The organism is Thalassovita sp. (assembly GCF_965218685.1).
In the GTDB taxonomy this organism is placed as follows: Bacteria; Pseudomonadota; Alphaproteobacteria; order Rhodobacterales; family Rhodobacteraceae; genus Thalassobius.
Genome location: NZ_OZ244657.1, coordinates 2,752,863 through 2,767,680 on the forward strand (window position 1 = coordinate 2,752,863; position 14,818 = coordinate 2,767,680).

General features: G+C 60.8%; 14 protein-coding genes. 6 read left to right on the plus strand and 8 right to left on the minus strand.

Annotated elements, in window-relative coordinates:
- Positions 1–3: 3 nt before the first annotated feature.
- From lpdA to ACOQOQ_RS13590, 5 genes are all read right to left on the minus strand, one after another.
- Positions 4–1,398, minus strand: a complete 1,395-nt coding sequence (lpdA, locus tag ACOQOQ_RS13570; RefSeq protein ID WP_420567521.1) for a dihydrolipoyl dehydrogenase — start codon at positions 1,396–1,398, stop codon at positions 4–6.
- Between the two features lie 148 nt (positions 1,399–1,546).
- On the minus strand, positions 1,547–2,122 hold the full coding sequence (locus ACOQOQ_RS13575; protein ID WP_420567522.1) for a DUF924 family protein: 576 nt from the start codon (positions 2,120–2,122) through the stop codon (positions 1,547–1,549).
- 96 nt (positions 2,123–2,218) lie between these two features.
- Complete coding sequence (locus ACOQOQ_RS13580) at positions 2,219–3,484, minus strand: MFS transporter (protein WP_420567523.1); 1,266 nt, start codon at positions 3,482–3,484, stop codon at positions 2,219–2,221.
- A 116-nt stretch (positions 3,485–3,600) separates the two neighbouring features.
- A complete protein-coding gene (gene queA, locus ACOQOQ_RS13585; RefSeq protein ID WP_420567524.1) occupies positions 3,601–4,653 on the minus strand; it encodes a tRNA preQ1(34) S-adenosylmethionine ribosyltransferase-isomerase QueA in 1,053 nt (350 codons plus the stop codon).
- Positions 4,654–4,658: 5 nt separating this feature from the next.
- A complete protein-coding gene (locus ACOQOQ_RS13590; RefSeq protein WP_420567525.1) occupies positions 4,659–7,949 on the minus strand; it encodes an AsmA-like C-terminal region-containing protein in 3,291 nt (1,096 codons plus the stop codon).
- A 118-nt stretch (positions 7,950–8,067) separates the two neighbouring features.
- On the opposite strand from ACOQOQ_RS13590, the gene ACOQOQ_RS13595 reads away from it, so the two are divergent.
- The 4 genes from ACOQOQ_RS13595 (at position 8,068) to ACOQOQ_RS13610 (ending at position 11,349) form a co-directional block, all read left to right on the plus strand.
- On the plus strand, positions 8,068–8,529 hold the full coding sequence (locus tag ACOQOQ_RS13595; protein ID WP_420567526.1) for a peroxiredoxin: 462 nt from the start codon (positions 8,068–8,070) through the stop codon (positions 8,527–8,529).
- Complete coding sequence (locus ACOQOQ_RS13600; RefSeq protein ID WP_420567527.1) at positions 8,526–9,356, plus strand: ferritin-like domain-containing protein; 831 nt, start codon at positions 8,526–8,528, stop codon at positions 9,354–9,356. Before ACOQOQ_RS13595 ends, ACOQOQ_RS13600 begins: the two co-directional genes overlap by 4 nt.
- Before the next feature lie 180 nt (positions 9,357–9,536).
- Positions 9,537–10,874, plus strand: coding sequence for a DUF5930 domain-containing protein (locus ACOQOQ_RS13605; protein WP_420567528.1), 1,338 nt, complete (start codon positions 9,537–9,539; stop codon positions 10,872–10,874).
- Positions 10,864–11,349: a bactofilin family protein gene (locus ACOQOQ_RS13610; protein WP_420567529.1), complete on the plus strand. Its 486-nt coding sequence runs from the start codon at positions 10,864–10,866 to the stop codon at positions 11,347–11,349. The genes ACOQOQ_RS13605 and ACOQOQ_RS13610 overlap by 11 nt, the downstream gene beginning before the upstream one ends.
- A 63-nt stretch (positions 11,350–11,412) precedes the next feature.
- Here ACOQOQ_RS13610 and ACOQOQ_RS13615 read toward each other — a convergent pair whose 3' ends face one another.
- Positions 11,413–11,997, minus strand: a complete 585-nt coding sequence (locus tag ACOQOQ_RS13615; RefSeq protein ID WP_420567530.1) for an HNH endonuclease — start codon at positions 11,995–11,997, stop codon at positions 11,413–11,415.
- A gap of 203 nt (positions 11,998–12,200) precedes the next feature.
- On the opposite strand from ACOQOQ_RS13615, the gene ACOQOQ_RS13620 reads away from it, so the two are divergent.
- Positions 12,201–12,611, plus strand: a complete 411-nt coding sequence (locus ACOQOQ_RS13620) for a VOC family protein (RefSeq protein ID WP_420567531.1) — start codon at positions 12,201–12,203, stop codon at positions 12,609–12,611.
- Here ACOQOQ_RS13620 and ACOQOQ_RS13625 read toward each other — a convergent pair.
- Entirely contained in the window at positions 12,608–13,273 is a 666-nt protein-coding gene (locus ACOQOQ_RS13625) for an alpha/beta hydrolase (protein WP_420567532.1), read from the minus strand. The two genes, ACOQOQ_RS13620 and ACOQOQ_RS13625, sit on opposite strands and share 4 nt — an antisense overlap.
- Positions 13,270–13,899: a DNA-3-methyladenine glycosylase family protein gene (locus ACOQOQ_RS13630; protein WP_420567533.1), complete on the minus strand. Its 630-nt coding sequence runs from the start codon at positions 13,897–13,899 to the stop codon at positions 13,270–13,272. Before ACOQOQ_RS13630 ends, ACOQOQ_RS13625 begins: the two co-directional genes overlap by 4 nt.
- Positions 13,900–13,966: 67 nt before the next feature.
- On the opposite strand from ACOQOQ_RS13630, the gene cobA reads away from it, so the two are divergent.
- A complete protein-coding gene (cobA, locus tag ACOQOQ_RS13635; RefSeq protein WP_420569774.1) occupies positions 13,967–14,818 on the plus strand; it encodes a uroporphyrinogen-III C-methyltransferase in 852 nt (283 codons plus the stop codon).

The window sequence follows — 14,818 nt, forward strand, 5'->3', positions numbered from 1 at the left end:
CGCTTACATGTGGATGACGCGATCGAACGCATCCAGTACGCTTTCGTGCATCATCTCGGACAGCGTCGGGTGCGGGAAGACGGTGTTCATAAGGTCTTCCTCGGTGGTTTCCAACTGACGGCCAATCACATAGCCCTGGATCATCTCGGTCACCTCGGCACCAACCATATGAGCGCCCAGCAGTTCGCCGGTTTTCGCGTCAAAGATGGTTTTTACCATGCCTTCAGGCTCGCCCAAAGCGATCGCCTTGCCGTTGCCGATGAAGGGGAAGCGGCCGACCTTGATGTCAAAGCCCAGCTCTTTGGCCTTGGCTTCGGTATAACCGACGCTGGCCACCTGCGGGTGACAATAGGTGCAGCCCGCGATGGTTTCGGGCTTGACCGGATGAGCATGTTTGCCCGCGATCAACTCGGCCACCATGACGCCTTCGTGGCTGGCCTTGTGCGCCAACCAAGGCGCGCCGGCGATGTCACCGATCGCATAGAGACCATCCACACCAGTGCGGCAGAATTCATCCGTCACAACATGAGTGCGGTCGATTTTGACACCCAGACCTTCGAGCCCCAGGTTTTCCACGTTGCCCACGATCCCAACGGCGCTGATCACAGTGTCGAATTCGACCTTTTCGACCTTGCCCTTGGTTTCGATATGCGCGGTCACCTTGCCCTTGCCGCGATCCAGCTGTTTCACCATGGCTTTTTCCATGATGGTCATGCCTTGTTTCACGAACTGCTTCTTGGCGAAGGCGCTGATTTCAGCGTCTTCCACGGGAAGAACGCGGTCCATGACTTCGACAACGGTCGTGTCGGCGCCCAGTGTGTTGTAGAAGCTGGCGAATTCAATCCCGATCGCGCCCGACCCGATGACCAACAGCTTTTTCGGCATCCGCGGCGGATTCAGCGCGTGTTTGTAGGTCCAGACCAGATCACCGTCAGCCTCCAGACCCGGCAGCTCACGCGCGCGGGCGCCGGTTGCCAGAACGATGGCCTTGGCGGTCAGCTCTTCAGTGCCCTTATCGGTCTTGACGCTGACTTTGCCCTTGGCAGGCAGCGAAGCCTCGCCCATCACCACGGTGACTTTGTTCTTTTTCATCAGATGGCCGATACCGCCGGACAGCTGGGCAGCAACCCCGCGCGAGCGTTTCACCACGGCGTCCAGATCATAGCCGATCTTGTCCGCCTTCAGGCCGAAATCCTTGGCGCGCTCCATCAGGTGGAACACTTCGGACGAGCGCAGCAGCGCCTTGGTGGGGATACATCCCCAGTTCAGGCAGATACCCCCCAGATGCTCGCGTTCAACCACGGCCACTTTCAGGCCCAGCTGAGCGCCGCGAATGGCAGCTACGTAACCACCGGGGCCAGCCCCGATCACGATCATATCAAACGTCTTGGCAGACATGCGTCTCCTCCGATTCATAATTTAGTTTGACATTAAACTACTTTTCCCACCCGCTCAACAAAAACAAAACCCCCGCAGCGCTTTGACGCGCCTACGGGGGTTACAGCATTGATTCCAGAGAGTTAAAATTCGTTCACTTCTTAAACGATTATGCCGTCTGCAGCTCTCGGATGGTCTGACCATAGCCTCCATCATCGATATAGCTTTGTTCGCTCGCGGTGGTACGCCGCGCAAGCGCCTCGTTGCGATAGGGGAATCGTCCAAAGACGCGGATCACGTGGCGATGCGCCTTGGCGTGCAGCAGGTTGCTTTCCCCAGAGCCCGGCATCCTTTCAGCCATCAGGCGTACGCAACGTTCCTGATCACAGAGGTTTTCCGAATGCATCAGCGGCAGATAGAAGAACTGGCGCGCGGGCTCGTCAATCTTCAGGTCCCAGCCATGGTCGATCGCCGACTTCGCGGCCGCCAGGGCGGTCTCGTCCATGGCGAAGGCATCCCCTGACCCTCGGAACATATTACGCGAGAACTGGTCCAGAAGGATGATATAGGCCAGCGCCCCGCTGGGATAGGTTAACCACAGGCTATAGGCACCGTCTTTAGCCTCTTGCCAGGCAACCAGGAATTTATCCCGGATCGTCTGGTCCAACTTGTCGTCTACGGCGTACCACCCGCTGGGCCCAACGTCGTCCAACCAGAATTTCAGAACCTCATCCGCGCTGACCATCGGAACCTCCCTTTAAAGGCCAAAACATTCCGTTATCAAAACGTTACAAACCATACGGCCCTGTTTACAATCACTTATTACGTCAGGAGCGTCATATTACGTGTTGGTAGCGCTAGCGTCACTTTCTTCCGCTGATTCAAGGGCATATTCGCGCGCCATTTCCACCGCAACCGGCGACGCCGAGGGCATAACGGGCATATAGTGACCGGTCTCGTCCTGGTCCGGTGTCGCGCGTTGCGTCATGCGATACCCCGCGTATCCGGCCAGCGCCAGCAACAGCACAGCAATCAACGCGAAATAGCCCGGCGGACCAAACGCCCCAAGCAGCCACCCAGTGATCAGCGGGCCCGCGACCGCCCCGACCCCGTTGATGAATATAAGACCACCCGCAGCAGCGGCCATATCCTCGGGTTCAAGGAAGTCGTTGGTATAGGCGATCAACAGCGAATAAAGCGGGTTGGACGTGCCGCCGATCAGGAAGGCCGAAACCAGCAGCAACGGGAAATGCCCGCCCATTATCATGCCCAGCAACGCGCCGATCCCGCCCGCAGCCGAGGTCAGCATGATCAGCACGCGGCGATCCATCATGTCGGACAGCCAGCCCAAAGGATATTGCAGGATGGTCGCCCCCACATAGAATGCGGCCACGAAGATCGAAATCTCGGGCAGGCTTAGCCCCGCCTCGCCGCCGTAAACCGCTGCCATCCCGAATTGCGAGGCGAAGACGCCCCCCAACAGGAACATGCCCACACTGCCCAGGGGCGAGGTTTTCATGATCTCGCGCAGGCTCATGGGTTTGTCGGTTTCAAACGCCGGCGTGGGCGAGATCGACAGCAAAATCGGCGCAAACGAGATCGACACCAGCACCGAGGGGATGACAAACAGGACATAGCCCGAAGGATCCGCCGTCAGCAGCAAGGCCTGCGCCAGCACGATGCCCACCATCTGCACGATCATGTACATGGACAACGCCTTGCCCCGGTTCTCGTTCGTGGCGGCGTTGTTCAGCCAGCTTTCGCTGGTCACGTACACACCCGAATAGCAAAACCCGATAACCACACGCCCCAGCGTCCAGACCCAGGGGTTTGCAACGGTCGGATACAGGATCAGAACCGCCGAGATAAAGGAGGCAAGCGCAGCGAACACCCGCACATGCCCCACCCGGCGGATCATCTCGGGCGCCATGCGCGAGCCACCCAGAAAGCCCACAAAATAGGCTGACATCACGATGGACATCTCGTAAGTGGAAAACCCTTCCAGCTCGCCGCGGACACCCAAAAGCGTGCCCTGAAGGCCGTTCCCAACCATCAGCAACATGATACCCAATAGCAGGGCCCAAACATTGGACAGAGTGCTTAGCATGGCGCGATCCTCGCGGCGGTTCGGGTGACGGTTGAAAAGCCCCCGTTTGTCAGGGCTGACGCCGTTTCACCTGCGTGTTTGCGACACGAAATGTTCTGTTCGCGACATTCGGGCTTTTAGTCGCCCGGAAACAGGATCGAGGCATCCCCGTATGAAAAGAACCTATACCTCTGATCGATGGCGTGATCATAGATCTTGCGCACCCGATCCGCCCCCATCAGCGCCGAAACCAGCATCATCAAGGTGGATTTGGGCAGATGGAAATTGGTCATAAGCGCGTCTACCACGTGGAACGTGAAACCGGGGTAAATGAAGATGTCGGTTTCACCGCGCCAGGGCTGAATCTGTCCGCTGCGGCCCGCGCTTTCGATCAGGCGCAGGGCGGTGGTGCCAACGGGGATTACCCGCCCGCCCTTGGCCTTGGTCGCGGCAATATCGGCAGCGGCCTGAGCGCTGACCTCGCCCCATTCGGCATGCATCTTATGAGTGGTCACGTCCTCGACCTTCACCGGCAGGAACGTACCCGCGCCGACATGCAGGGTAACAAAGGTCAGATCGACCCCCATATCGCGGATCTTTTGCAGCAGTGGTTCGTCGAAATGCAGGCTGGCCGTGGGCGCGGCCACAGCCCCCAGGGCACGCGCCCAGACTGTTTGATAATCCGTCTTGTCCTGCGCATCCGCGGCCCGTTTGGCGGCGATATAGGGCGGCAAGGGCATCGCGCCCGCCTGGGCCAGCGCGGCATCAAAATCTTCGCCGGTAAGGTTGAAGGACAACACACCCTGCCCGTCCTCTTTCGCCTCAAGCCGCGCCGAAAGCGCATCCGAGAATACGATCTCTTCGCCCTCGCGGATTTTCTTGAGCGGCTTCAGCAGCGCAGCCCATTGTCCGTTGGGGCGCGGCTCCAGCAGGGTGACCTCGATCCGGGCCCGGGTCAGCCCCTCGGCGCCCATACGTGCGCGCATTCCCGACAGGCGCGCGGGGATCACCTTGGTATCGTTCAGCACCAGCCGGTCTCCGGGGCGCAACCAATCCAGAATATCCGTGACCCGCGCATCCGTGATCTGATCCCCCTGCGCCACCAGTAATCGCGCCGAGCTGCGCGGCTTGGCGGGCCGCGTGGCAATCAGGTCCTCGGGCAGGTCGAAATCGAAATCAGACAGTTTCATCGGTGTTACTGAGTCACTTTGGGAGGCGGGCGGCGGAATATCTCTCGGAACATGCCAGGTGTAAAGATCGAGAGTGGATTGATCCCCACGCGCGGGTCATCGCTGGGGCCCTTCATTGTGAAGTTAAAGCCAAGCAGCCCTTCGCCCTTGCGCGTTAACACCGAACCGATGGCATTCAGCGCATAGATCGGAGAGAAGACCCCCTGCATGTCCATCACCTTGTTTTCAATGTCATAAATTCCATCCATGGACAGCCCGATCGAGGTTCCGACTGCGCTGCTTTTGGTGATGACGACCTGCGCGGGCGTGATGCGGAAATCGGCCTCGACCTCGCCGAAATGAATGCCGCCGCCGCTCATCTGTTCCAGCAGGCCCACGATGCTGGCCGCACTTAAAAGGTTCGCGATGGCCGGGGCATCCTTAAGCCAGACCGACTTGATGGTCATTTTGCCGTCATAGCTGTCGGCGCCCACGGGGCTTAGGGTCAGGTGCATCTGCCCCTTGTCCGCCTGATCCAGCAAACCGGCCGCGGCCAGCGCGGCACCTGCCTCGTTCGACGTAATGGTGAAGGCGCTTCGGGTATTCTTGGGGGTCATCTGCCCGGTAATGCTGGCCTTGCCGTTCACTGCGCCGACAAAGCGGCCGGTCATGCCGCCGCTGTGGGCCTGAAACTCTCCGCGAAACCCGGTCAGCGACAGGCTTTCGGTGATCTGCAACCGGTCCAGACGCACGTCCATCGGAACGACCGAGGATTTCCCGGACCCGCTGGACGCGCCCTGCCCCATACGGCGCAGATCAAGCCATCCGCCATTGATTTCAACAGCCGGTGCTGCGCCTTTGCCGCGGCCGACCAGCGTGATCGGGGCCGACAGCCACGCCCCCGCCTTGACCGAGGAAAACTCGGCCCGGCCCAGGCCGCCATTGTTTTTCAGCGTTACCGACCCCTCGGCGCTCAGGCCCTTGGCCTGCAAACTCATACGTTCGACTTGGGGAACCTTGCCCAGAGTGCCAGCGATCGCGAAGTCGCCGGTGCGGGATTTGGGCAGGCTCCAGCCAAGCTCGGGGATGCGCAACCCGATCCCGGCCAGATCGGACGTACCGCTGAACCTTGGCGCCTGCCCCTGTTTCAGATCGATCGCAAAGCGCGCAGGACCCGCGCCGAAAATCGTTCCGGGTGGCAAAGCAATGTTGAACTCATCCAAAAAGGTTGGCGAAACGGTCAGAGTGCCCTCGACCCGGCTGACCTTTTGCGGATTGTCCTGGATGGCCGAGACCCACCGCCCTTGGAACCCAACCTGCCCGATGCGCCCTTGGCCGCTGATCGTGACGTTCTGGTTCGACGCCTTTACGTCCAGCCCTGCGGCAGCAAATACCTTGTCGGGGATCAGCTTGGTGCTGCGAACATTTTCCAGCTGGGCCGAGATGTCATAGCGCACTTCGGACCGCGGAAGTTTCTTTTTCAGCCTCAAGAAGATCGAGCCCTGAGCCCGCGCCATGCCATCGGCCAGCGTCACGGGCCGTTCGGCCTTGGTCATCACCTGCAAAGGTTCGTGATCCAGCAGCGACAGGGCAGCGGTGATGGTACTGTGGGTGTTCAGTCGCACCTCGGCCGGTGGCCCCTTGATCCGCACATCATCAATGATCAGGCTGGTGCCGGTGGCGTCAATCTGGCCACCCTGTGGCGGCGTGACTGTGCCCCGCTCGGCGGTTACCACGAAACGCGACCCCAGCAATTCAGCCCGGCCTGCCGCGTTTTTAATGTTCGGCATATGCTTGAGAAACCGGATATCGCCGTCAGTGAACTCGGTCGACAGATAGAGATTGGGCTTTTTACCTTGCTGCGCGCGCAGGGCCAGCTGTGTGTTCGTCAGCGTAAGCGCCGCGATGTTCTGGGAAACCCATGTCCGGGTCTTGGGCTTTAGCGTTTCGGGCCAGAAATCCATCACCGTGGTTTCGCTCAGGTCCGCGACCTGCCCGTTCAGGGCCAGGTTCCAACCGATATCATCGGCGCGCATCTTGCCATCGACCACCAGCACATGACCGTCCTTTGACAGGTTCAGCTCGCCCAAGGTGAACTCGAACGGATCAAGATCCAGCCGAAAGGTCATGTCCGCATGATCCAGCGAGACGGGCTGCGGATACAGGTTGTTCGGATTGGCCTGTGCCCCCGAGATCCAGAATTGCCCCTGCAGCTGCGTCGGCCAGCCCCCCTTGGCGCCGACCAAAAGGGCCTTTCCCTCGGCCCGGCCGCTAAACTGGGGACTTTTCACCGAGAGATCGTCAAAAGTGATCAGTTGCGTTTCGGGATCAAAACCGAAATAGGCGCGTGCGGACTGGAACGCGATCGGGCGGGTCTGGTCATTGGGCTGCAGCGCCCCCTGCCCGATCTGCAATGTGCCGGACAGGCGGCCCAGTTGCCCCTGGTCATCCACGCCCACCCGCAAAGCGCCGCTGATCGGCGCCCGGATCGCTTCCAACCAGGCAAGCGCACCCACCTGGCTGGCAATATCGCGCGAGGCCATGTCCTCGAAGGACATGCCGAACTTGGCATCCAGCGCCCCGATCTGGCTTTCATAGTTGACTTCGACCGTAGTGGCATAGTCATAGCCCCCCAGCAAAGCCATGTCGCCGCGCACCCGCAGGTCTTCGCCGTCGCGGTCCAGGACAAAACGCGCGCCGTCCACCGTCCAGGCCCGGTCTGCGCGGGCGTCTTCATAGCGCAGGGTCAGCGCCTCGGCTTCGACACGGGTCAGCGCGGCCAGTTCGGGTGTCAGCAGCAGGGCGTCCAGGCTGGCGATCAGCTCGGCGACGCTGGCGGCCTCCTGAGTTTGCTCGAACGAGCCAAAGGACAGGTCAAAGAATCCATCCACACGGCGCCGTACGTTCACCGTGGCGCCGCTCAGCACCAGTTTGCTCAGCAAGATATCCCCGCGCAGCAAAGGTTCAAACGCCACCCGCGCTTCAAGGTTGGCAAGGCTCAGAACCGGGCGGCCGTCCTCGGCGGTGATCTCGGCGTCGCGGAACTGAATCCTGGGGCGCCCGCCGCGCGGCACCAGAAATGAGATATCGCCGAAATTGATGTCCGAGCCCGGCAAGGCATCACTCAGGCGCGCCTCGACACGGGAGTGCAGCCATTCGGGCGCCTTGATGGGCCTGTCTGCGTGGAAATAGACAACGCCCCCCGCGCCCGCGATCAGCAGACCGACGAAGATCAGCACCCACCACAGCCATCCCCAGTGGCGGCGCGGATGGGCACCCGCCGTCGTGGTGTCTGGTGTGTTGTCGTCTTTGCTCATCTCTGCCTTGCGCTTGCGGGCCGCCCGTGGCGGAACATGGTCTTTATTCTTTTGCTTAACGCTCTATTACTACAGCCCAAACCGCGACGCACCCCCACAGCCCCAAAAGGAGCGCAAAATGACCGACGCCAAGACCCCGGCCCCCGATTTCACCCTGCCTCAGGATGGTGGCGACCCAGTAACCCTGTCGGAACTGCGCCCTGCTCCTGTCGTTTTGTTCTTCTACCCCAAAGACAACACCCCCGGCTGCACCACCGAGGCGATCGATTTCACCGCCGCTTTGCCCGAGTTCGAAAAGCTGGGCGTCAAGGTCTTTGGCGTATCCAAGGATTCGCTCGCAAGCCATGCAAAATTCCGTGAGAAAAAAGAACTGGGCGTGCCGCTGCTGTCGGATGCAGAAAGCGACCTAAGCGAACGTCTGGGCGTGTGGCAGGAAAAGAAGATGTACGGCAAAACCTTCTGGGGGATCGTCCGCTCGACCTTCCTGATCGACGCTGATGGCAACATCGCCCGCGAATGGCGCAAGGTGAAGGTCAAAGGTCATGTCGACGAGGTGCTGGAGGCCGCGCGCGCCCTATGACCAAGACCCTGACGGAAATGGCGGTCGAGGTTCTGACCACCGCCGATGGGCGCGAAAAAACCGCCCTGTCGCACAAACATGCCGCCACTTGGTTTGCCGCTCGGGACGCAGGCGTGTCGATCCCCGTGGGCACAGCCTACCCGCCGCTGCGCCCTGCGCGCCCCGAAAAACCCGAATTGCTGGACCCGCGCGACGTGCCACGCCGCCGTCCCGGATCCGTTCAGGGGCGGACGGCGATCCTGCACGCGGTCGCTCATATCGAACTGAACGCAGTGGATCTGCACTGGGATATCGTCGCGCGTTTCGGACACATCCCGATGCCCATGGGGTTCTATGATGACTGGGTGAAATCGGCTGACGAAGAATCCAAGCATTATAACCTGGTCTGTGATTGCCTCGAGGCGATGGGCAGCCACTACGGTGCCCTGCCCGCCCACGCCGGCATGTGGCGCGCCGCCGAGGACACAGTGGATGACATTCTGGGCCGCTTGGCCGTGGTTCCAATGGTGCTTGAGGCCCGCGGCCTGGACGTCACCCCCGGCATGATCAAGATATTCCAGAACGCCAAGCAGGACGACGTGGTTAACGCACTGAACGTGATCTATTCCGAAGAGGTCGGGCATGTTGCATACGGGTCCAAATGGTTCCATTTCCTGTGCGGGCGTCATGACAAGGACCCCAAACAGGTGTTTCACGATCTGGTACGCAAGTATTTCCACGGGCCGCTGAAACCACCCTTCAACGAGGAAAAGCGCGCCGAGGCGGGCCTTCCGCCCGATTTCTACTGGCCGCTTTCAGACGAAACGCCTCCGCCTCATGCCCGCTGAGTTTCGGCGAGTTTTCGCCGGGATTTCCGGGCAGAGGCGGGTTTTGTCCGCCCAAAGGTTTCCAATGGGTTAAACTCCTTGCCCTCTGCGACAGTCGCCGCTAATCAAATTCTCGGCGCAGGCTGGCATCAGACCAAAAGGCCGCGCTGTGACTTGGGGATGAAAGGTAAGGACAGTCTGGTGCGAACACGACTGGCAATTAAATTCGACGCGACGCTGGAAAAGCTGTTTCCCGAACGCCGCGTATTTCTGCGATCCGACACGGACACGCGTTTCATACGCCTGCGTCCGGTCACGCAGCTGATCGGCTTTACCGGCTCGGCCATGCTGGTGGCCTGGGCGATCGTCGCAACAGCCGTGTTGCTGATGGATTCGATCGGATCGGGCAATTTCCGCGAGCAGGCAAAACGCGACCGCGTCACCTATGAAACCCGCCTGAACATCCTGGCGGACGAGCGCGACACCCGCGCCCACGAAGCCCTTGCCGCGCAGGATCGTTTCAGCAAGGCGCTCGAGCAGATCTCGGTGATGCAATCGCAGCTGCTGGAATCTGAAACCCGCCGACGCGAGCTGGAGACCGGGATCGAGGTCATCCAGAACACCCTGCGCCGCACCATGCACGAGCGCGATGACGCGCGCACTCAGCTGACCGACCTGCAAATCCAGCAGGCTGACAGCGAAAACGGCGGCGCGCTGGCCAGTGCCTCGCCCGAAACTTCTGAGACCATGAACTTTCTGGTGACCGCCCTTGGTGACACCGCCGTCGAACGTGACCAGATCATCGCCGACGCGCAGGGCGCGCTGACCCGTGCCGAGGAACTGACGCGAGAGCTGCGCCTGATGCAGGATCAGAACGAGCAGATCTTCCGCCAGCTTGAGGACGCGATGGCCGTATCGGTGCAGCCGCTGGACAAGATGTTCCGCGCCGCCGGCATGAACACGGACTCGATCCTGTCGCAAGTGCGGCAGGGCTATAACGGCCAGGGTGGCCCGCTGATGCCGCTGTCATTCTCGACCCGCGGCGAAGACACCCACCCCGACCTGGATCGCGCCAACCGGCTGCTGAACCAGATGGATCAGTTGAACCTTTATCGCATCGCCGCCGAGGGCGCGCCCTTTGCCACCCCGGTGCACCGTGCCTATCGCTTTACCAGCGGCTTCGGCTATCGCCGCGATCCCAAGACCGGCGGCAAGCGCATGCACCGCGGTGTGGATTTCGCCGGCCCCGTCGGCACCCCCCTGCACGCGACAGCCGATGGTGTCGTGGTTCACGCGGGCTGGTCCTCGGGATATGGTCGGCTGGTAAAAATCAAGCACGCGTTTGGAATCGAGACGCGATACGCCCATATGTCTAAAATTATCGTTAAAGAGGGGCAAAAGGTATCGCGCGGACAGCGTATTGGTGATATGGGAGCCTCTGGGCGAGTTACCGGACCCCATCTTCACTATGAAGTGAGAGTGGACGGAAAAGCCGTCAATCCGATGATCTTTATCAAGGCAGCACGAGATGTTTTCTAAGAGCAAAATCAACGAACCCGCCCCCAAGGCCACCGAAACCGCCAAACCGGCAGCGCCCGAAGCTCCGGCTGCGGCGCCCAAGTCTGATTTCAAGGCATCGGCCCCCAAGGCGAAACCCCCGGCTTCGATCCTGTCCTCGGATCTGACCATCACCGGCAATCTGAAAACCACCGGTGACATTCAGGTCGAAGGCACAGTCGAGGGCGATATCCGCGCCCACCTGCTGACCGTGGGTGAAACCGCCACCATCAAGGGCGAAGTGATCGCGGACGATGTGGTTGTGAACGGCCGCGTCGTGGGCCGTGTGCGTGGCCTGAAGGTCCGCCTGACCTCGACCGCACGCGTCGAAGGCGACATCATCCACAAGACTATCGCGATCGAAAGCGGTGCGCATTTCGAAGGTTCGGTGCAGCGTCAGGACGACCCGCTGACCACCAAAGGTGCGGCCAAACCGGCCCCCAAAGCCGAAGGCTAAGCCACGGGGCACACCCCTAATGCAGCGCCGCCCCGGATCATTCCAGGGGCGGCGTTTTGCGTTTCAGGCTTCCAGTTCCACATCCCAATACAGGAAATCCATCCAGCTATCGTGCAGGTGGTTTGGTGGAAATTTGCGGCCCATGTTCTGCATCTCTCCAGACGATGGACGCCGGGGCACCTTGCGCAAATGCATGCCCGCCCGGCGCAGAGATTTCGAGCCCTTCTTGAGGTTGCAGGGCGAGCACGCGGCCACCACGTTTTCCCAGCTTGTAATCCCCCCCGAGGCGCGCGGCACCACGTGGTCAAAGGTCAGATCCCCGCGGCTTCCGCAATACTGGCAGCGGAATTCATCCCTTAAAAACAAATTAAAGCGCGTGAATGCCACGCGCCTTTGAGGTTTTACGAAATCTTTCAGAACGACCACCGAGGGGATGCGTATCTGGGTACTGGGGCTACGGGCCGTGGTGTCATATTCGGCCACTACATCGACCCGATCCAGCCAAACCGCCTTGACTGCCTCTTGCCAGGGCCACAGCGAAAGCGGGTAATAGGACAAGGGCCGGTAGTCGGCGTTCAGCACCAGCGCAGGGTGATGTCTTAACGCGCCAGGGTCTCTGACAAACTCGGTCCTGAAATCTCCGTCCATCGGCAAAACGTCTCCCTGCCTGTCCAAAATCAGCTTGGGAATCAGGGCGGGGAGTCTCCGCCCCAATTTATCCACAACTATATCTCGTGGTGACAATGGGGCAACCCCCATGATCTGCCATCGAGCCTAATGTGCGGAAATGACAAACAGATGACGCGGTGCGCCCAATTCACAGGCAGTGCTGTCGGGGGTATGGTGGATGCATGCTGACACCTGCTGCCATACTGGAAACCGCCCTGTACGCGCCCGATCTGGACGCCGCGCAAGAGTTTTATGAGACCGTGCTGAACCTGGATCTGCTAACCCGCGCCGGGGATCGGCATGCGTTCTTTAAGCTGGAAAGGGGGATCTTGCTGCTGTTCAATCCCGCCCAAACAGCACAACCCAGCCAGCATGCCTCGATGCCCGTGCCGCCACACGGCGCAACCGGGCCGGGGCATCTGTGTTTCGCGGCCAGCCGTGACCAAATCAATGAATGGCGCGACCGGCTGAACGCTCTTGGGGTCAGGATCGAGGCAGAGTTTGATTGGCCGAACGGGGCCAGATCCCTGTATTTTCGCGACCCGGCAGGCAATTCCCTGGAATTCGCCGAGCCGCGTTTGTGGGGATTTTAAAGCCCAAGCTTGTCGCGCATGAAGGCCAGCGCAACCGACAGCCCGTCGGGTGCAATACCGTGCGCGGTACCTTTTTGGATGTGGGCATAAACCTCTTTAAAGCCCGCCTCTTGCAGGGCTTCAGCGGCTTCGGGCAACGATTGCACGGGCACCACGTCGTCCTGATCGCCATGAACCAGCAGGATCGGCGGCTTGCTGATCGCCTCGTCCTTCAACAGCTCGGGCGACATCAGACGACCCGAGAAAGCGACGATACCCGAAACCTCGTCTTCGCGACGGGGGGCAACGTGCAAAGACATCATCGTGCCTTGCGAGAATCCGAACAGCACCATTTGTTCAGGCAGCATGTCGTTATCGACCAAGACCCCATCCAAAAAGGCGTTCAGGTCTTCGACGGCTTGCTGCATCCCGCGCTCTTGCTCTTCCTGGGACGAGCCGTCGATCCACGGGATCGGGAACCACTGAAACCCCATGGGCGCGCCGGCGCAGGCCTCGGGGGCGTCGGGGGCGATGAACAGGGTATCGGGCAGATGATCTCCCAAGGGGTCAGCAAGGCCCAGCAAATCCGCGCCATTGGCCCCATAGCCATGCAGGAACACCACGACCGAGCGCGCCTCTCCTGATTTTGGTTCCACCCGGCCAGCTTTCAACACGCGAGTCATCTGATCCCTTCCCTTTGTTTTTTCAGCCTGTAATAGGCCCATAGAATCCGCGCCGCCACACTGCGCCAGGGGGACCATCTGCCCGCCATCTGCCTCAGCGCCTTTTCACGCGGCCGTTCGGGTAGGTCGTAGAGGATACGGGCGGCCTCCTGCAAGGCCAGATCGCCCGGCGCGAACACATCTGCGCGCCCAAGGCTGAACATCGCGTAGATTTCCGCCGTCCACACACCGATGCCAGTAATGTCGGTCAGGGTGCTGATCACCTGCTGGGTGGGCGCTGCGCGTAAACCGGCATAGTCGATCCCGGCCTCGGCCAGGGCCTTGGCATAGCGTGCTTTCTGGCGGCTCAGCCCCAACGCGCGCAGATCCTCGGCACTTGTGCCGCTCAGCGCCGCGGGGTCAGTCATCCCTGCCCCTTCAAGCCGCGCCCAGATCGCACCAGCCGAGGCAACGCTGACCTGTTGGCTGACGATCGCGTTCAAAAGCTGCGCAAACCCATCTGGCCGCAAGCGCAAAGGCAAGGGTCCCGTTACCGCATAGGCCCGCGCCATTGCCGGATCGGCCGAGCACAGCCACGCCGCGCCTTCGGCCACGCACTCAGGTGACTGGATGATACGCTCGGCCATGCTGTCCCCCTTGGTTTACTGGGTGTTGCCTCTTTTCGAACACGGGAAAACCGCCCATACAAGGGAAATGATCGAATCTCCTCCTCTGCCCGACTATCATTGGCCTGAATTGGAACCCGGCTGGGTTTGGCTGTGCGGCGCTGGTCCCGGTGATCCGGGCCTTCTGACGCTGCACGCACTAAACGCGCTAAGACAGGCCGATGTCCTGGTCTATGACGCACTTGTGGACCCGGCGATCCTGAAATGGGCCCCGCAAGCAGAGCTGGAATACGCAGGCAAGCGCGGCGGCAAACCTTCGGCCAAGCAAAAAGACATCTCTTTGCGCCTGATCGAGCTGGCCAAACAAGGCAAGCGCGTGCTGCGACTTAAGGGTGGCGATCCATTTGTGTTTGGCCGCGGCGGAGAAGAAGCGCAGACGCTGGTGCAGGCCGGCATTCCCGTGCGCATCATTCCGGGCATCAGCGCGGGCATCGGAGGGCTGGCCTATGCTGGCATTCCGGTCACGCACCGTGATGTTAACCAGTCGGTGGTCTTCGTGACCGGGCATGACCACACCGGCGAGACCCCCAGTGCGCTGGATTGGTCGGCCCTGGCCAAAGGTGCGCAGGTGCTGGTGATCTACATGGGCATGAAACACGCCGGGCGCATCTCGAGGGCTCTGATTGATGGTGGCCGCGCCCCGGACGAGCCCTGCGCCGTGGTTGCCCAAGCCAGCACGCCCAACCAGCAGGTACTGGAAACGCAACTGGACCAGCTTGAGGCGGATATCGCGACCTCAGGTCTGACGCCGCCAGCCATCCTGTGCATTGGCCGTTCCGTGCTGATGCGGCAGGTGCTGGACTGGCAGGGAATGATCGCAGGGCGTCCCCCGCGCAACCTGGACCCGCTAAACACGGGCCGCACAGATGCGGATCGTTAG